Raw genomic sequence first — 18225 nt, 5'->3', positions numbered from 1 at the left:
GCCCAGAATTGTTCTGGGCGTCTTTAGATAGATGAATTAATAGATTGATGTTGTGTCTTTTGATGTGTTTTCCAGGATCTCTTTTACCCTTGCGAGGAAACGTCCGCAAACAAGGCCGTCCAGTACACGATGGTCAAGGGACAGGCACAGGTTGACCATATCGCGAACTGCGATCATGCCATTGTTCATTACGACAGGACGCTTAACGATTGACTCGACCTGAAGGATCGCAGCCTGTGGGTAATTGATGATTCCCATTGATTGGACAGAACCGAAAGAACCTGTGTTGTTGACAGTGAAGGTACCGCCCTGCATGTCCTCGGAACGGAGCATGCCAGTACGTACCTTCTGGGCAAGTTCATTGATTTCCCGGCCAATGCCTTTGATTGTCTTTTCGTCTGCATTTTTAATGACAGGAACGAACAAGGCATCTTCCGTAGCAACCGCGATTGAAATATTGATATCTTTTTTCTGGATGATCTTCTCGCCAGCCCACATAGAATTAATTTGCGGGAATTCTTTCAATGCCTGTGCGACTGCTTTCACAAAGAAAGCAAAGAAAGTTAGGTTGAATCCTTCTTTTTTCTTGAAATCATCCTTTAAACCATTTCTGTATTCTACAAGGTTTGTAACGTCCACTTCCACCATTGTCCAGGCATGCGGAGCTTCATGCTTGCTGCGCAGCATATTCGCAGCAATCGCCTTGCGGATTCCGCTCACAGGAATCTCGATGTCACCGGCAGCAACTGGTACAGACGGCGCAGGTGCAGATGCAGTTGCAGCTGCTGGCTGAGATGGCGCAGCCGGCTGGGCTGGAGCCTCTGTCTGTGCAGCAGCTTGAGCCTTAGGTGCTTCTGCAGAAGGCTGAGGAATATTTCCGGATTGAATGATCTGCTGTAGATCTTTACGGGTAATCCTTCCGCCTGCCCCTGTACCATTAACCAGAGCCAAGTCGATATTGTGCTCCTGAGCTAGCTTCAGCACTGCAGGTGAGTACCTTGCTCTGTTTCCATCATTGCCGGACACTGCTGGTGCAGCATTTCCTGGTGCAGCTTCTGCTGCAGGTTTCTCTGCAGCTGGAGCCTCCTCGGTGCTGCCGCCCTCAATTTCAATGGTGCAAATGATTTCACCAACCGCAAAAGTATCTCCTTCATTCGCAATCAATTCCTTGATTGTACCTGTAAATGAAGATGGTACTTCAGCATTTACCTTGTCAGTCATGACTTCGGCCAGTGGATCGTATTTATTTACTTTATCACCAACAGAAACCAGCCATTTGCTGATTGTTCCTTCCGTAACACTCTCGCCTAATTGAGGCATTTTGATTTGTTCGATCGCCACAGGTTGACCCTCCTTCTTTTCTTATAATAGATTTGGAAAATATCCATTCGAGTCGGTGTCCAGCTACAGCGCCTAGCCCCTCGGGTCATAAGCCGCCGCGTGATGTACATTCGAAGAAGCTAGTTGCTCCCACGGCTAACGCCGCGTCGCAAGGCTGCAGGGAAGTATGTTCGGGGCAGTTGCCTGGCTGAGGAACTGCCTCCTCGCGGTTCGTCTTATGCCTGTCGGGGCTGACCAAGGCGCTTCCGCATTTCTATTTAAAATTCAGCAAGCTCTCTCATTGCTTTTTCAACTTTATCAGGGTTGATCATGAAGTACTTCTCCATAGTAGGAGCGTATGGCATAGCAGGAACATCCGGGCCAGCTAGCCTCTTGATCGGTGCATCGAGTTCGAATAAGCAGTGTTCAGCAATAATCGCAGAAACTTCGCTCATGATGCTGCCTTCTTTATTGTCTTCCGTTACAAGAAGGACTTTTCCAGTCTTGGATGCAGCTTCGATGATCGCTTCTTTGTCCAATGGATATACCGTTCGAAGATCCAGAATGTGAGCAGAGATTCCATCCTTCGCAAGTCTTTCGGCTGCCTGAAGAGCAAAGTGAACAGCCAGGCCATAAGTGATGACGGTGATATCTTCACCCTCGCGCTTGACGTCAGCTTTTCCGATTGGAAGTACATAATCATCCTCTGGAACTTCGCCTTTGATCAATCGATAGGCACGCTTGTGTTCAAAGAACAACACTGGATCTTCATCCCTGATCGCAGCTTTCAGCAAACCTTTAACATCATAAGGTGTTGAAGGCATCACGATTTTCAGCCCAGGCTGGTTAGCAAATACTGCCTCAACAGACTGGGAGTGGTAAAGTGCACCATGGACGCCGCCGCCATACGGAGCACGGATGACCATCGGACAGCTCCAGTCATTGTTTGAGCGATAGCGGATCCTTGCCGCCTCTGAGATGATCTGGTTTACAGCAGGCATGATGAAATCTGCGAATTGCATCTCCGCAATCGGGCGCATTCCGTACATTGCCGCACCGATTCCAACACCAGCAATCGCTGATTCCGCAAGCGGTGCATCGATGACCCGGTCTTCCCCGAACTTTTCGTATAAGCCCTGCGTAGCCTTGAAAACCCCGCCTTTTTTACCAACGTCTTCACCGAGGACAAAAACTCTCGGATCTCTTTCCATCTCTTCTTTGATTGCCAATGTCACTGCATCTATATAAGAAATTACCGCCATTTCCGTTCCCCCTTACTCTTCAGCATATACGTATTTCAAAGCATGTTCAGGCTCTGCATACGGTGCATTTTCAGCATAATCTGTTGCTTCATTGACCAGCTTCATGATTCGATCGTTGATTTCCTTTTCACTCTCATCGTTCATTAGGCCATTTTCCTTTAAATATGCGCCGAAGGTAATGATAGGGTCCTTCGTCTTTGCCTGGGCAACTTCGTCAGGCGCACGGTAGCTTCTATCGTCATCATCTGATGAGTGCGGAGTCAGACGGTAGGAGACGGCCTCGACAAGTGTTGGGCCTTCACCACGGCGTCCGCGGTCAGCAGCTTCTTTTACCACTTTATAAACTTCTAAAGGATCATTTCCATCCACAGTGACCCCTGGCATGCCATAACCAATTGCACGGTCTGATACCTTTTCGGCAGCGACTTGTCTCTCATAAGGTATCGAGATTGCATATTTATTGTTCTCAACCATGAAAATGACAGGAAGCTTATGGACTCCCGCAAAGTTAGCTCCTTCGTGGAAATCGCCCTGGTTGGAAGATCCTTCTCCGAAGGTAACGAAGGTTACTAAGTCCTTTTTCTCCATTTTACCTGCAAGTGCGATTCCAACAGCGTGAGGAACCTGTGTTGTTACCGGTGAAGAACCTGTTACGATCCGGTTTTTCTTTTGCCCAAAATGTCCAGGCATCTGACGACCTCCAGAGTTTGGGTCTTCCGCTTTGGCAAAACCTGAAAGCATTAAGTCTTTTGCCGTCATGCCAAAAGTTAAGACCACACCCATGTCACGGTAATAAGGAAGTACATAGTCCTTCTCGCGATCAAGCGCAAAGGCAGCTCCTACCTGTGCTGCTTCCTGCCCCTGACAGGAAATCACAAAAGGAATTTTCCCGGCACGGTTCAATAGCCACATCCGCTCATCCAGCCGGCGGGCCAAAAGCATTGTTTCATACATTTCCATTACCTTTTCATCACTTAAGCCAAGTGCAGCGTGACGATTTTCTGCCATCTTAATACCTCCCAATTGTTCGTACGAAGCTTTTCTTTTCGGAAAAGAGTTGTTGTTCATTAAAAAAATTTAAGAATGGATTGCCTTTCCATCCACAGCCAGGGCAGCTTCACCGATGGCTTCAGATAATGTCGGATGCGGATGGATTGTGTGGGCAACTTCCCATGGTGTAGCATCCAAAACTTTTGCAAGTCCCGCTTCTGAGATCATATCCGTCACATGCGGTCCAATCATATGGACACCTAAAATATCATTGGTTTCCTTGTCAGCTACGATTTTCACAAAACCATCTGACTCACCATATACTAACGCCTTACCAATTGCTTTGAATGAGAACTTACCTGTCTTAACTTCAAAGCCTTTTTCTTTTGCTTCGTCTTCTGTCAATCCAACGCTGGCAGCCTCTGGAGAGCTGTAAATACATTTTGAGACGAGCGTATAGTCGATTGGATGAGGGTTTTGATTGGCAATGTGCTCAACTGCCACTATTCCTTCATGTGAAGCCACATGCGCAAGCTGCAAGCCGCCAATCACATCACCGATCGCATAAATATGGGATTCCTTCGTCTGGTAAAATTCGTTTGTCTGGATGAATCCTCTTTCAAGCTGAATTTCAGTATTCTCAAGTCCAATTCCTTCAACATTAGCCTGGCGACCAACAGAAACCAGTAATTTTTCAGCAGTGAATTCTTTCGTTTCAGCTTTTACCTCTGCACTGATCGTGACTCCATCACCTTTTTGGAGCGTCTCAGATAAGACTTTGGCACTTGTTACGATTTTCACGCCTTTTTTCTTCATCGCACGCTGCATCTCTCTTGAAACTTCCTTGTCTTCAGTTGGAACGATTCGATCAGCATACTCAATGACTGTCACTTCTGTTCCGAAATCAGCAAGCATGGAAGCCCACTCAATCCCTATAACGCCTCCGCCAACGATGATGATCGACTTTGGAAGATCTTCCATGACAAGTGCTTCATCAGACGTCATGACATATTTGCCATCTGCTTCAAGGCCCGGCAGCGTCCTTGGACGTGAGCCAGTAGCGACGATCACATTTTTAGGGATGAGCATTTCGTTTTCTTCGCCATTATTCATCTCTACTGAAATGGTACCCGGCATAGGTGAGAAAATGGAAGGGCCGAGGATTCTGCCCAAACCTTCAAAGACATCGATTTTCCCCTGTTTCATCAGGTGCTGGACTCCTTTATGGAGCTGCTCGACAATCTTCTCTTTCCTTTCCTGCACTTTGGTGAAATTCACCGCAACCTCGCCAACTGTAATCCCAAAGTTTTCACTTTTCTTTGCAGTTGCATACACTTCAGCACTTCTAAGCAATGCCTTGCTTGGAATACAGCCTTTATGAAGGCATGTTCCACCCAGCTTTCCTTTTTCAACGATGGCAGTTTTCAACCCAAGCTGAGAAGCCCTGATTGCTGCCACGTATCCTCCTGTACCGCCTCCGAGAATGACTAAATCATATTCTTGAGCCATCGGTATCCCTCCTCTATATATATTAACTAAGAATGTTGGTTCAATTTCAGCACTGCATGGTTATCTGCCCGGATATTCCTTGACATCTTCTTCGCCTCGTAAAATTCGAAGTGCTCCCTCTGCAAGGGCCTGCAATTCATTTTCACCCGGATGGACGATTACGTCTGCAATCCAGTTAATCCGTTCAGAAATTTCCTGCACGAACTCTTTGCCGTAAGCAAGTCCGCCTGTTAGGACAATCGCGTCTACTTTTCCAGATAGGACCGCGCTGGCAGAACCGATTTCTTTTGCTACCTGATATGCCATCGCGTCATATACAAGCTTCGCTTTTTCATTCCCCTGCTTGATCATCTTTTCGACCTTGACTGCATCATTCGTGCCCAGGTAGCCAACCAGACCTCCCTGGCCGACAAGCTTTTTCATGATTTCATCCCGGAAGAAATCCCCTGAGAAGCATAGCTGAACCAGGTCTCCAGCCGGCACTGTGCCTGCACGTTCAGGACTGAAAGGACCATCACCATGCAGACCATTATTGACATCAACGACCCTGCCCCTCTTATGGGCTCCTACAGTGATACCGCCACCAAGATGGGTAATGATGAGGTTAAGCTCTTCATACCTCCTGCCGAGTTCTCTGGCAACCCTGCGCGCAACCGCCTTCTGGTTCAGAGCATGAAAAATGCTCTTGCGTTCAATGAGCGAGAACCCTGAAACTCGTGCGATCGGGTCAAGTTCATCGACCACGACCGGGTCTACAATAAAGGAAGGAATGTTCAAACCAGAGGCGATTTCATAAGCCAAGATACCGCCCAAATTTGATGCGTGCTGGCCAGAGTAGCCTGCCCGCAAGTCTTCAAGCATCTTATTGTTAACTGCATATGTACCGCCCTCGATTGGCCGTAAAAGACCGCCGCGCCCACAAACAGCACTCAATTTTGAAATGTTGATGCCTTCGGTATCAAGCGTTTCAAGTATCGTATTCTTCCTGAATTCGTATTGATCGATGATGGTCTCATAGGAGTTGATGACAGCTGAATCATGTCGGATTGTTTTTTCGAAAATTGATACTTCGTTATCAAAAACACCTATTTTCGTTGATGTAGATCCTGGATTTATGACTAGAATCCGATGTTCTGTTTGTTGCACAGTTAAACCTCCAATTTGCTTACGGGCTGCTTCCAATCCGTAACGTCAGTAGCATTTAGGAAACAGCAGAGGCGCCGAAGGTTCGATTCAGCGCACTCTGCAAATCATTTTTGATTAAGGGTGTATTCTTCTTTCACATAGCTGAAATCATGCAGATTTTCACACTGCTGGAGAAAAGCACCTCCTTGAAAAATCCCGTCTTAACGGCGGCTTAAGATATGGTGGCCGTTTTGCAGGAACTGGCTGCGGGAATTGCGCATTCTCTCAATGCGTTCTTCTGCCATACGGTCTGCCGCTTTATACGTAGGGATCCCGTCCCTCTTGGCAATTTCAATGACTTTTTCTATATTGTTATAAATCGTTTCTACCTTTTTCATCGCTCTCTCAGCATTATAGCCATACAGCTCATCTGCTACGTTGATTACTCCGCCTGCGTTGATGACATAATCAGGAGCGTAAACGATGCCCATTTCGTGGATGATGTCGCCATGCTTGGTATCCTTCAGCTGGTTATTTGCTGCACCGGCAATAACCTTTGCTTTGATTTGCGGAATTGTTTCATCATTGATGACCGCGCCTAATGCACAAGGAGCATAAATATCACAGTCAACGCCATAGATTTCATCTGGGTCAACTGCCTTTGCCCCAAATTCCTCAACAGCTCTTTGGACTGCTTCTTTATTGATGTCAGTAACGATCAGCTGAGCGCCTTCTTCATGAAGGTGGCGGCATAGATTGTATGCGACATTCCCTACACCCTGGACTGCAATCGTCTTACCCTCAAGAGAATCTGTTCCGAACGCTTCCTTCGCAGCTGCCTTCATCCCTCTGTATACACCGTAAGCAGTTACTGGTGAAGGATTACCGGATGATCCGAATGCCGGTGAAATACCTGTTACATAATCTGTTTCTTCATGGATCAAGTCCATGTCAGCTACCGTTGTACCAACATCTTCAGCAGTGATGTATCTGCCATTCAAGCCCTGGATATAACGGCCGAACGCACGGAACATTTCTTCGTTCTTGTCCTTGCGAGGGTCACCGATGATGACCGTTTTTCCACCGCCAAGGTTGAGTCCAGCTGCCGCATTCTTATAAGTCATGCCCTTAGCCAGTCGAAGAGCATCTTCGATCGCTGCTTCTTCTGAAGCGTAAGTCCACATGCGGGTACCGCCCAAAGCTGGCCCTAAAGTTGTATCATGGATTGCGATAATCGCTTTCAAACCTGATTGCTTATCCTGGCAAAACACTACCTGCTCATAATCATACTGTTCAAGATACTTGAAGATTTCCATTTCTAGTTCCCCCTCTGATTTATGTAGGTTATTTTTCAGCAGAGCATAACGCCAGTGCAAGAGAATAAAGCTTGCTTTCGGCTGTATCTGCCCTGGATGTTAACACGATTGGAGCTTTTGCCCCTGATATGACTGCGCCAACTTTTGCATTGGCAAAATAAACTAATGATTTATAGAGTACATTGCCGACTTCGATTGCAGGGACTAAAAGGATATCGGCTTTCCCGGCAACATCACTCTTGATTCCCTTGTGCTCGGCAGCCAGCTGTGAAACCGCATTATCGAGCGCGAGCGGACCGTCTACAATACATCCGGTAATTTGCCCTCTTTGATTCATGACCGTCAATGCTGCTGCATCCAGCGTTGCCTGCATGGCGGGATTGACTACTTCCACTGCTGCAAGAGGTGCCACTTTTGGCATGTCAATACCGATTGAATGAGCTACCCGGACGGCATTTTTAATGATTTGTGCCTTTTGTTCAAGGTCCGGCGCAATATTCATCGCAGCATCGGTAACGATTGTGTAGCGATCATACCCCGGCACTTCAAAAACAGCCACATGGGATAAAACCGCTCCCGTCCTAAGGCCGTACTCCTTATTCAGGACAGCTTTCAGGATTGTGGCAGTCGGGATATTCCCCTTCATCACTACCTGTGCTTCATTCGCAGTGACAGCCTTCACTGCCATCTCTGCGGCCATACTGTTATTAGGTGCAGAAACAATTTCCATCCCTTTATGACTTGCTAGTTCAGGATGCTGCGTGGCAATGATCCTTCTGATTTCCTTTTCATCTCCATAAAGCAGGAAATCGGCCAGGTTCCTTTTAACGGCCTCGGCAACTGCTTCTAATACTTCTGTATCTTCTGCCGCTGACACGGCAATGGTTTTCCTGTCATTTCGGGATGCCATGCTGATTAGTGAGTCAAGTTTCATGTCTGGAGTCAACCCTTTCTTTCTTTTGCGCACCACCCGTTATTTATATATGCAAGAAGCGTGCCAACATAAAAACCGTGAAAACGCTTTACTTTTCCCGAAAAATATTATGCAATAAATTGCACGGTGTGAAATTTATTGCATGCTATTCATTTCAATGCCGTATTTTTCGAGCTTATAATACAGATTTCTTACAGAAATGCCCAGTAATCTAGAGGCAGCAGTTTTATTGCCTTTCACGGAATTAATAGTAGTTTTTATTACTCTTGCTTCGTATCTTTCCAATTGGACTGCCAGTGTCTCTGAACGGATTGTTTGGGCATCGTCGTCTTCTTTTTCCTTCTCCTGGCTATTCAGGAGTTCGGGAAGATGTTCTTCCTGGATGATGGTTTCGTTATAATTAAGGAAGATGATCGCCCGGCCGAGCACATTCTCCAGTTCCCTGACATTCCCTGGCCAGTCATAATCCATTAATTTCTTAATAGCCTTATCCGAGACACCTTCAACATTTCTTCCGTAGTCCTGATTAATTTTCCGGATGAGCCTTTCGCAAAGCAGCGGAATGTCATCTTTCCTTCTCCTGAGAGGAGGTATATGGATCGGCATCCTGTTCAGACGATAATATAAATCTTCCCTAAAACTGCCATTTGCTATCGCTTTTTCAAGATTCATATTGGTTGCAGCGATGACCCGGACATTGATGGACACAGGTTTCGTTCCTCCGACACGGACAATTTCCCTTTCCTGCAGGACCCGCAGCAGTTTAGCCTGTGTATTTGCCGGCAATTCACCTATTTCATCTAGAAAGATGCTTCCGTTATTGGCTTCTTCAAAGAAACCGCGCTTCCCGCCTCTTTTTGCACCCGAGAAAGCCCCTTCTTCATAACCAAAAAGTTCGCTTTCCAGCAGCGACTCGGAAATAGCGGCACAATTAACACGAATGAACTTGTTGAACTTGCGGTCACTGGCATTGTGGATGGCATGGGCAAAAAGCTCTTTCCCTGTACCTGACTCACCGCGGAGGAGGACAGTAGCAGGAGTTTTCGCCCCGAGCTTCGCCTGTTCAACCGGAATCGTCATTTCTTCCGATTGGCCGATTATATCCTCAAACGAATATTTCGCCTCAAGGGTCCTGATGATTTGCCTTGCGCGATGGAGTTCCCGGTTCAGATTCTGGATCTCAGACATATCATGGATGACCCCGACACTGCCCTTTAATTTCCCATCCACGATGATAGGGGCTACATTCACGACTACTTCCTTTTTATTCGGACCAACCCTCATAGCAGCTCCGCGAACAGGCCTTCTTGTCTTAAGCACCTTCATATGCATGCTTTCTCCCTCGGAGATATCTGCAGTTGCAGGCTGTCCGATTACTTCTTCTTCTTTTAGCCCGGTTATTCTCGTGTAGGCAGGATTAATCATAATCCCACGGCCATCTTCATCCACAACGGATATTGCCTCATCACTGGAATGAATGATTGCCTGGAGCATCGTTTGGATTTCTTTCAGGTTTGTTATCTCTTCCGCAAGATTGACTACATCCGTAATATCCTTGAACACGGAAAATGCACCAATCAGCTGGTCATTCTCATCAATAATCGGAATTCTTGTTGTGATAATTTTTGAGCCATTGGGCAGCAATAATTCCTGATTGGACTCCACCTTCCTCGTATGGAGGATTCTCGGAAGTTTGCTGGTCGGAATGATTTCCAGGACATGGCGGCCCTCAGCAAGCTCCCTTTTATTGCCGATGATTTTTTCTGCGCTTTTATTGAACAAAGTTACCGTTCCCTCTGTATTGATGACGACCATGCCATCTCCTGAGGAATTAAAGATTAAATCATGTTCATATGTAATTTTTCTGAGAGTCTTGATCAACTCTTCCTTTTCTTCTAACAAGGTAGCAAGAAGGAATGCAACACTGCCTGGGATCAGCACCGTGTTTTTACTGCGGGCATCTCTTAATTCACGGAAAACCTGTTCCTCCCCGGTCACTTCGATGACGATGTCCAATTCATCGGACATATATGCTCGCCAATCTGTCCCGGTTGGGATACCAGCTTCCTTTGCAGCCAGTATTCCTGGAGCATTCGGATTAATGTCAACCACAGCAGCTACATTGGCCGTTTGTTTAAAAATGTCCAGAATGGCCGTTCCACCCTTGCCAGCCCCTACAATCATTATTTTTTGCATAATTGTCCACCACATATCGGAAAAATATTTCATGGATTGCTTTTTAGAGTCTGCAATTTCTTTCAATTTCATTGTAATGCTTTTTGAATGCGCTGACAAATTTCTTTCTTTTCTAACTTTTCCGGAGATAATATGCCATGAGCAACTTATATTGCGGAAAAACCGGGCGTTGAGTATACTTTCTAAAGAGGACAAATTACGAGGGGATACCAAATGATCAGGATTGTAGCGTTAATCATCATGCTGATACCAGGTGTCATTGCTGCTTTGGGTGTAAAACTGATGCGCGATATGGTTTTCGGGATTTTGCAGGCACCTTTTCCCTATTTATGGCTTCAGTTCCTGGCCGGACTCATCTTTTTCCTGGCGGGACTGGGATTCATCGCAGGTTTCATTCTGCATCGGGACCGTAAAAGGAATAAAGTACAGGCATTCTTCCGCATACCTGATAGCAATAAAAAGCAAAACAGGCCTTGAATTTTTCAGGCCTGTTTTTTAGTTCCCCTTATTTGGAATGCCTTTGCAGGGTCATCTGTAATGACCGCACTGCAATTTACCCTGAACAGCCTTTCCAGCTCAGCATCCTTATTTACCGTATATGGCCTCACATCAATCCCGCTTTCAAGTGACGCTTTAATGATTTCGTCCGGCGCAGCTCTCCAATGAGGATGGAAACCTTTGGCCCTGATTGACTGCGCGTAAACCCATGGCATATATAAACCATCAGAAAGCAAAGGAGCTATTTCTATGTCAGGTGCCATCATGTAGCTATGGACAATGCTATAATGATTAAAGGATGAAATGATAATCCTGTCAGATAATTGATAATCCCTTATCATATGGATCACTTTTTCTTCCATGCCATCATATGGAATAATGGTGTTTTTGAGTTCAATATTACAGTTCAATTCTGTTCCTGCCAGCCACTCAAGGACTTCATCTAGAGCCGGAATCTGTTGTTTTTCCGACTGTGCACTGAACTTGAAGCGCGCATCCAATTTCCTTAATTCCTTATAATTATAGTCCTTGACCAATCCTGTTCCATCGGTAGTTCGATCGACCTTTTCATCATGAATGACTACCAGTTCACCGTCTTTCGTCATCTGGACATCAAGCTCAAGTCCATCGGCCCCTGCCTTTTCAGCTTCTTTAAAAGCGAGCATAGTATTTTCCGGATATTCAGCCGCATAGCCACGATGTGCTAAAATTAGAGTCATAAACCATCACACCCATCATTTTATTTGGAGGTATTAACAATGAGACCACTGCATATTTCTGCCGAGACGGCAATCATGCTCTCGGAAAAATTAGGAGTTCCCGTTGAACAAATCATGCATATGCCCCAGCATATCCTTTTGCAAAAACTTGCCGAACTTGACAAGGATAAGGAGAACTGACTTTTTAAAGGCGCCTGAGGGCGTTTTTTTTATATTTATCTCAGGTCACAATATATATCATAATATGCAGACATGCCATTGACCAACTTTCTACCACGTAAAAATAAAAACATCTTACTCGATTTCGACTTTTATCGAAATCAAGTAAGATGTCGTTATGATGTATGGAAAAATAGCTAAATATTGTCTAACCCTTTCAAGAAGCTTTATGCTCCAAACGCAGCTTGTCAGCGACCATCGCGATGAACTCGGAATTAGTAGGCTTCGCTTTAGACATGCTCACTGTATAGCCGAATAATGAAGAAATGGAGTCGATATTTCCTCTGCTCCATGCAACCTCAATCGCATGTCGGATCGCACGTTCTACACGGCTGGCCGTTGTATTGAATTTCTTTGCGATATCCGGGTAGAGGACTTTTGTGATCGAGCCAAGGAGTTCAATATCGTTGTAAACCATAGAAATAGCTTCACGCAGGTACATATAGCCTTTAATATGGGCAGGGACGCCAATTTCATGAATGATGCTTGTAATGCTTGCATCCAGATTTTTAGGCTTTTGTTCAGCATTTGACCTTCCATAATTGATGGAAGACGGCTTTCTTGCTACAGATTTTGCCTTGCCGCTTACCTGGCGGATATGGCCTGCAAGATGCTCCATGTCAAATGGTTTCAGGATGAAGTAAGATGCTCCAAGTTCTACAGCTTTTTTCGTCACATCTTCCTGACCGAAGGCTGTCAGCATGATGACATTTGGGATAATTCCTTTTTTCATGTCACGGAGCCTTTCGAGCACCGCCAGACCATCGAGATGCGGCATAATAATATCTAAAAGCAAGACATCAGGATCAGTGTCTTCAAGCATTTCCAAACATTCCTGGCCATTATGGGCAACCCCTACAATTTCCATATCTTCCTGGGAAGAAATATATTCTTCCAAAAGACCAACTAATTCTCTGTTGTCATCTACAACGCATACTTTTATTTTGTTCACTGCTTGGTTCCTCCTCAAATCCAATTATGATCACAAACATTATCTTCTCTAAATTCTATTCTAAATGACTAATTCGACAATGCAACAGAAATTCCTCTTATTTTTAATTTTTTCTTAAAAAAGTAATATTTTCTTATATTTGCTTCAATTTCCTCTGTTTTTCGACTAATTTCGATAGTTGACAAAAAAGCAAGCAGGAATTTGTCGAATTATCTCTATTTTCATTGCTGCCACTTTTAGACAAGGCTGTTGATTTTCGTTCCAGGCGCTTCGCTTTCCGCTGGAAGAATAATGAAAAAGCCCAACTGCCGGCTTTTTCAAAAGGCAATTCTTCCTGGCTGGCGCTGATCCTCCTCGTCGCTTTGCTCCTGCGGGGTCTTACCTGACCAGCTGCGCCACAGGACACTGATTAGCTTCCTGAATCAGCCTAGGCACGATGGAAATGCGGTAGCATTTTCGGAGGAGTCTACGCGCCTGCCNNTTCGGAGGAGTCTACGCGCCTGCCACTACAATCAACAGGTTAGAAATATCAACATTGGTCTTTAACAGTTCAAATTGACGACAAAGAAAAGGCGGCATACGCCGCCGCCGAATTCCTGCTTAACTTGCCTGCTCTCTTGGTTTTTCGTAGATGTCTATCCCTGCTTCATTCAGCATCCATTCAATATGGACTCCGTATCCGCTTGTTGGGTCATTTACGAACACATGCGTCACAGCACCTACAAGCTTGTTATCCTGAATGATCGGGCTGCCGCTCATTCCCTGGACAATCCCGCCTGTTTTCTCCAGCAGCTCAGGATCTGTTACCTTGATAACCATACCCTTTGTTGCCGGGAATTTTTGCGGGATGGTGCTGACAATCTCTATATCAAAAAGATTAACTTCGTCATTATTCACAACTGTAAGGATTTTCGCCGGTCCTTCCTTTACCTGATGGGACAGGGCAATCGGCAATGGCTTGTCAAATACTCCATTCGTAATATCCTTGTTCAGCTCACCGAAAATCCCAAAAGGACTGTTCCGGCGGATATTTCCAATTACTTCTCTGTCGGAAGAAAAGCGTGCCAGTTTTTCACCTGGATTGCCTTTCCCGCCTTTTTCGATTGAAGTAACGGTCGATCTAACGATTTGCCCATCCTCAACCACAATTGGCTTTTTTGTATCCATGTCAGATATGACATGTCCAAGTGCTCCATATTTTTTTGACTGAGGATGATAAAAGGTCATCGTCCCGATTCCTGCTGCCGAATCACGTATATACAAGCCAAGTTTATAAGTGTTCTCGTTTACATCCTTCTTAGGCTGCAGCCGGGTTTTGATTTTTTCATTTTCCCGCTTGATAACTACATCCAATGGCTTCCCGTCTGCTCCTGCTTGTTTTACGAATGGGCCGACGTCTGCCATTTTTTCTATTTGCTGTCCATTGATTTCTGTGATAATGTCGCCTTTTTTGATACCAGCCAGTTCTCCTGGAGATACCCTTCCTTCATCTGCCTGAACCTGATGATGTCCGACCACAAGGACACCAACTGTATTAAGTTTTACTCCTATTGATTGACCGCCTGGCCTGACCTTGAAATCCTTAAGGACATTCACATCGACCTTTTTCACCGGGAATCCGGCTAACTCAAGGACCATCTCATCCTTTCCATGCCTTTTCGCCTCAATAGAAACTGTTTCATCTTTCTGGTCAACCGTGATGCTCGAATCAGTTAAGGGAGCCGTTACTTGAACTGCATTTGCCTGGAAATCAAGCTTTTGCCCCTCGAATAAAGTTATATCTCCTGGAATAGATAAATATTCATGTACTGGTTTTGCAAATCCTAAAGCAATTAATGAAACAAGGAGAATTCCACCAATAAATTTTCTGAGAAAATCTTTTTTCAATCCATTCACTCTCCTCGCTTCTAGTCCACACACATCAAAAATGGCTACACCTTTAATTTTGCCTCGACTCGCCTCATTTATAACCGGTATAAAAATAAAAAAGCTACCCTTTATGGATAGCTTTTCATGTGACAGCCTTCATATTCTGTGCCAGCTGCAGCAATTCTTCTGCATGCTGTTTTGTAAGCTCCGTAATTTCCACACCGGAAATCATCCTTCCGATTTCCTTCACCTTATCAGATGATGATAGCGGAGTAACGGAGGTTTTGGTCCGCCCATTTTTGATGACCTTCGCAATATAAAGATGGGTATCCGCCATAGCAGCTACCTGAGGCAAGTGAGAAATACAAAGCACCTGGGATCCGGTCGAAACATTGTAGATCTTTTCAGCGATCGATTGCGCGACCCTCCCGCTCACACCTGTATCTACTTCATCAAAAATAATCGATGTGACACCCTGATGTTTGGAGAAGATACTTTTTAGAGCCAGCATGATTCTTGACAGCTCTCCACCAGAAGCGACCTTGGACAATGGCTTTAAAGGCTCTCCAGGATTTGTTGAAATATAAAATTCAACTTTGTCCGCTCCATTTTTCTGGAAAACGTCCAGGTCCGAATCGATCTTTAATTCAAATACCGCTTTTTCCATATAAAGCTCTTTTAATTCTTTATGAATCAGCTTCGTCAGTTTCTTGGCCCATTTTTTGCGTGTTTCAGTTAAATTATGGGCTTCAATCCGCAAGTCTTTTTTGAGCGATGCCAATTCCTTTTCCATCTGGCCAATATGGACTTCCTTGTTTTGCAGCGTCTCAATTTCTTCTTCGATCTTAGAAGCATATTCAAGGATCTCTTCAATCGACTTACCATATTTCCGCTTAAGCTGGTTGATTTCATTCAATCTGTCTTCTATCTCCAGTAAACGCTGAGGATCATACTCAAGGGAATCGAGGTCGTTTCTGATCGTTCTCGCAGCATCCTCGAGCATATAGTAGCTGTTTGCGACAGTTTCTGCGACCGTTTTATATTCAGGATCCAATTCAGCAGCACTCTGGAGATTATCCATAACCAGTCCGATCCAATCCAGACCTTTCTGATCGCCTTGCAGCGCATTGTAGCTTGTCTGGATACTTTCGAAGATGCGTTCAAAATTGGCAAGCTTCCGCCGTTCTTCCAGCAGTTCCTCATCCTCGTTCATCATCAGGTTCGCTGACAGGATTTCATCATGCTGGAACTGGATCAGGTCGAGCCTGTGCGCCATTTGCTGTTCATTTTCACTGAGGTTCTTAAGCTTTTTGAGTGTTTGTTCATACGATCTGTATACCAGTTGATACTCCTGGAGGGCAGGAAGGATTTCATCTGATCCAAACTGGTCCAAAAGATTGATATGCCGTGTTTCATCCATTAGTTCCTGGTGTTCGTGCTGGCCATGGATATCAATCAGCGTTGAACCGACTTCCCTTAAGACAGCGATGGTGACAAGCTTGCCATTGATTCTGCAAACACTTTTGCCACTGGCTGCAATATCCCTCCTTAAAACAATCATCCCGTCCTCGATTTCAATCCCGAATTCTGCTGCTTTCGACTTACACGGATGGTTTTCACCTTCAATAAAAAACAGCCCTTCGATCTCCGCCTTATCCTCACCGTGACGGACAAATTCGGCTGAACCTCTCCCGCCGACAAGCAGGTGGATTGCATCAATGATAATGGATTTACCGGCACCGGTTTCTCCAGTCAGAACAGTTAGACCTTTATTGAAAGATACAGATAATGATTCAATAATGGCGAAATTACGTATTGATAATTCATTTAACAAGCAAACGTCACCTCATTTACAGCATGTCAAGAAAACGATTTGTGACCGACTCAGTATCCTCTGGAGTACGGCAAATAATCAAGATGGTATCGTCTCCACAAATCGTTCCTAATATATCATCCCAATCAAGATTATCAATCAGTGCACCAATCGCATTCGCATTGCCAGGCAATGTTTTCATGACTAACAGATGTCCAGCCTGGTCGATTCGGATAAAAGCGTCCATCAGCGATCTTTTCAATTTTTGCAGTGGGTTGAAACGCTGGTCAGCTGGCAGGCTGTATTTATATCTTCCATCAATCAAAGGGACCTTTACAAGATGCAGCTCTTTAATATCACGAGAAACTGTTGCCTGTGTAACATTAAAACCCGCCGCCTTCAAACGGTCGACCAGTTCATCCTGAGTCTCGATATCCTTGCTTGCAATCAACTCACGAATTTTAATATGTCTTTGTCCTTTATTCATTCATATCACCTCTGGATAAATCCGAAACATTCATATACTCATATGTTAGCCGATTTCAACAGAATGTACAATCTTTCGTGGTTATTCAGCAAAAGATCATGCCGGAATTGACAAAGTGGTGAACAACTTTTCAAGCCAACAAAAAAAGAACAGACTGATAAAGTCTATTCTTCTTCACTGGTTTGTTTCGATTTCAGTTCATCATGTGCCTGCGTCACAACTGTTTCAGGCAGGATTTTCAACATTGATTTGCCCTTTTCATCTTCTGGATTGTTCCACTGGAGATGGAGGAGGAATTCAATATTGCCATCTCCGCCGGTGATGGGCGAAAAGCTTAAGTCCTTGACATCATATCCCTGTTCAATCGAAAAAGAAATAATCCGGTCCAAAACTTGTTCGTGGACCTTCCTGTCTCGGACGATTCCTTTTTTGCCTACTTGTTCCCTTCCTGCCTCAAACTGCGGTTTAACGAGGGCCACAATATCGCCCCCTGGCACCAGCAAGGTTTTGAGGACAGGCAGGATGAGCCGGAGTGAAATGAACGAAACATCAATGCTTGCGAAATCCGGCATACCTTTTTCAAGATCTTCTGGTTTCACATAACGGAAATTCGTACGTTCCATCACGACGACTCTTTCATCCTGGCGAAGCTTCCAGGCGAGCTGATTGTAGCCAACATCAAGTGCATAGGACATTTCAGCACCATTTTGAAGAGCACAATCAGTAAATCCGCCAGTAGAAGCCCCGATATCAAGCAGCTTTTTCCCGTTGACATCAAGGTCAAAAACCTTCAGGGCCTTTTCCAGCTTTAGTCCGCCGCGACTTACATACGGAAGGAGATTTCCTTTAACCGTCAACGGAAGATCGATATTAACCTTTTCACCTGGCTTGTCAAGCCTGTTTTCGTTTGAATAGACGAGTCCTGCCATGATTGTCCGTTTCGCTTTTTCCCTTGTTTCGGCAAGGCCGCGGTCTACCAGCAGAACATCTAAACGTTCTTTTTTTATTTTCATTGC

The 18225-nt window shown here is 45.0% G+C and carries 16 protein-coding genes; 2 read left to right on the top strand and 14 right to left on the bottom strand.

Annotated elements, in window-relative coordinates; translation table 11 throughout:
- Nucleotides 1-36: 36 nt before the first annotated feature.
- The 8 genes from J7E38_RS01145 to J7E38_RS01110 form a co-directional block, all read right to left on the bottom strand.
- On the bottom strand, nt 37-1341 hold the full coding sequence (locus tag J7E38_RS01145; protein ID WP_214704421.1) for a dihydrolipoamide acetyltransferase family protein: 1305 nt from the start codon (nt 1339-1341) through the stop codon (nt 37-39).
- Between the two features lie 257 nt (nt 1342-1598).
- On the bottom strand, nt 1599-2582 hold the full coding sequence (locus tag J7E38_RS01140) for an alpha-ketoacid dehydrogenase subunit beta (RefSeq protein ID WP_144476445.1): 984 nt from the start codon (nt 2580-2582) through the stop codon (nt 1599-1601).
- 12 nt (nt 2583-2594) lie between these two features.
- Nucleotides 2595-3590, bottom strand: a complete 996-nt coding sequence (locus J7E38_RS01135) for a thiamine pyrophosphate-dependent dehydrogenase E1 component subunit alpha (RefSeq protein ID WP_214704422.1) — start codon at nt 3588-3590, stop codon at nt 2595-2597.
- 69 nt (nt 3591-3659) lie between these two features.
- Nucleotides 3660-5081, bottom strand: a complete 1422-nt coding sequence (gene lpdA, locus J7E38_RS01130; RefSeq protein WP_214704423.1) for a dihydrolipoyl dehydrogenase — start codon at nt 5079-5081, stop codon at nt 3660-3662.
- Nucleotides 5082-5141: 60 nt separating this feature from the next.
- A complete protein-coding gene (gene buk / locus J7E38_RS01125) occupies nt 5142-6227 on the bottom strand; it encodes a butyrate kinase (protein WP_214704424.1) in 1086 nt (361 codons plus the stop codon).
- Nucleotides 6228-6427: 200 nt separating this feature from the next.
- Nucleotides 6428-7522 carry a Leu/Phe/Val dehydrogenase gene (gene bcd / locus J7E38_RS01120; RefSeq protein ID WP_214704425.1) on the bottom strand — a complete coding sequence of 365 codons (1095 nt, stop codon included), beginning with the start codon at nt 7520-7522 and terminating at the stop codon, nt 6428-6430.
- A gap of 28 nt (nt 7523-7550) precedes the next feature.
- A complete protein-coding gene (gene yqiS / locus J7E38_RS01115) occupies nt 7551-8456 on the bottom strand; it encodes a phosphate butyryltransferase (protein ID WP_214704427.1) in 906 nt (301 codons plus the stop codon).
- 135 nt (nt 8457-8591) lie between these two features.
- Nucleotides 8592-10652, bottom strand: a complete 2061-nt coding sequence (locus tag J7E38_RS01110; RefSeq protein WP_214704428.1) for a sigma 54-interacting transcriptional regulator — start codon at nt 10650-10652, stop codon at nt 8592-8594.
- Nucleotides 10653-10865: 213 nt separating this feature from the next.
- Here J7E38_RS01110 and J7E38_RS01105 point away from each other — a divergent pair, with 213 nt between their 5' ends.
- Nucleotides 10866-11129 carry a DUF2627 domain-containing protein gene (locus tag J7E38_RS01105; RefSeq protein WP_214704429.1) on the top strand — a complete coding sequence of 88 codons (264 nt, stop codon included), beginning with the start codon at nt 10866-10868 and terminating at the stop codon, nt 11127-11129.
- 5 nt (nt 11130-11134) lie between these two features.
- Here J7E38_RS01105 and J7E38_RS01100 read toward each other — a convergent pair whose 3' ends face one another.
- Nucleotides 11135-11869, bottom strand: a complete 735-nt coding sequence (locus J7E38_RS01100) for a glycerophosphodiester phosphodiesterase (RefSeq protein ID WP_214704430.1) — start codon at nt 11867-11869, stop codon at nt 11135-11137.
- A 39-nt stretch (nt 11870-11908) separates the two neighbouring features.
- Here J7E38_RS01100 and J7E38_RS01095 point away from each other — a divergent pair, with 39 nt between their 5' ends.
- Nucleotides 11909-12049, top strand: coding sequence for a YycC family protein (locus J7E38_RS01095; protein ID WP_214704431.1), 141 nt, complete (start codon nt 11909-11911; stop codon nt 12047-12049).
- A 196-nt stretch (nt 12050-12245) separates the two neighbouring features.
- Here the strand turns inward: J7E38_RS01095 and spo0A are convergent, their stop codons facing one another.
- The 5 genes from spo0A to J7E38_RS01070 all read right to left on the bottom strand — a co-directional run bounded on the left by spo0A (nt 12246) and on the right by J7E38_RS01070 (nt 18222).
- A complete protein-coding gene (gene spo0A, locus J7E38_RS01090; RefSeq protein ID WP_214704432.1) occupies nt 12246-13040 on the bottom strand; it encodes a sporulation transcription factor Spo0A in 795 nt (264 codons plus the stop codon).
- A gap of 600 nt (nt 13041-13640) precedes the next feature.
- Nucleotides 13641-14927: a SpoIVB peptidase gene (gene spoIVB / locus J7E38_RS01085; protein ID WP_214704433.1), complete on the bottom strand. Its 1287-nt coding sequence runs from the start codon at nt 14925-14927 to the stop codon at nt 13641-13643.
- 124 nt (nt 14928-15051) lie between these two features.
- Nucleotides 15052-16743, bottom strand: a complete 1692-nt coding sequence (gene recN, locus J7E38_RS01080; protein ID WP_214704435.1) for a DNA repair protein RecN — start codon at nt 16741-16743, stop codon at nt 15052-15054.
- Nucleotides 16744-16759: 16 nt separating this feature from the next.
- A complete protein-coding gene (gene ahrC, locus J7E38_RS01075) occupies nt 16760-17209 on the bottom strand; it encodes a transcriptional regulator AhrC/ArgR (RefSeq protein WP_214704436.1) in 450 nt (149 codons plus the stop codon).
- A gap of 164 nt (nt 17210-17373) precedes the next feature.
- Nucleotides 17374-18222 (bottom strand): TlyA family RNA methyltransferase, encoded by an 849-nt coding sequence (locus J7E38_RS01070; protein WP_214704438.1) that lies wholly within the window; start codon nt 18220-18222, stop codon nt 17374-17376.
- Nucleotides 18223-18225: the final 3 nt, after the last annotated feature.

The sequence above is a fragment of the Bacillus sp. ISL-35 genome, from assembly GCF_018613355.1.
In the GTDB taxonomy this organism is placed as follows: Bacteria; Bacillota; Bacilli; order Bacillales; family Cytobacillaceae; genus Mesobacillus.
The sequence above is the reverse complement of the archived record's forward strand: the minus strand, read 5'-3'. Positions and strand labels throughout refer to the sequence as shown.

Excerpts from the sequence above, each read along its gene's own strand:
- J7E38_RS01140 (WP_144476445.1), bottom strand. The coding sequence starts at position 2,582 with ATGGCGGTAATTTCTTATATAGATGCAGTGACATTGGCAATCAAAGAA.
- J7E38_RS01135 (WP_214704422.1), bottom strand. The coding sequence starts at position 3,590 with ATGGCAGAAAATCGTCACGCTGCACTTGGCTTAAGTGATGAAAAGGTA.
- lpdA (WP_214704423.1), bottom strand. The coding sequence starts at position 5,081 with ATGGCTCAAGAATATGATTTAGTCATTCTCGGAGGCGGTACAGGAGGA.
- bcd (WP_214704425.1), bottom strand. The coding sequence starts at position 7,522 with ATGGAAATCTTCAAGTATCTTGAACAGTATGATTATGAGCAGGTAGTG.
- yqiS (WP_214704427.1), bottom strand. The coding sequence starts at position 8,456 with ATGAAACTTGACTCACTAATCAGCATGGCATCCCGAAATGACAGGAAA.
- J7E38_RS01110 (WP_214704428.1), bottom strand. The coding sequence starts at position 10,652 with ATGCAAAAAATAATGATTGTAGGGGCTGGCAAGGGTGGAACGGCCATT.
- J7E38_RS01105 (WP_214704429.1), top strand. The coding sequence starts at position 10,866 with ATGATCAGGATTGTAGCGTTAATCATCATGCTGATACCAGGTGTCATT.
- J7E38_RS01100 (WP_214704430.1), bottom strand. The coding sequence starts at position 11,869 with ATGACTCTAATTTTAGCACATCGTGGCTATGCGGCTGAATATCCGGAA.
- J7E38_RS01095 (WP_214704431.1), top strand. The coding sequence starts at position 11,909 with ATGAGACCACTGCATATTTCTGCCGAGACGGCAATCATGCTCTCGGAA.
- ahrC (WP_214704436.1), bottom strand. The coding sequence starts at position 17,209 with ATGAATAAAGGACAAAGACATATTAAAATTCGTGAGTTGATTGCAAGC.
- J7E38_RS01070 (WP_214704438.1), bottom strand. The coding sequence starts at position 18,222 with ATGAAAATAAAAAAAGAACGTTTAGATGTTCTGCTGGTAGACCGCGGC.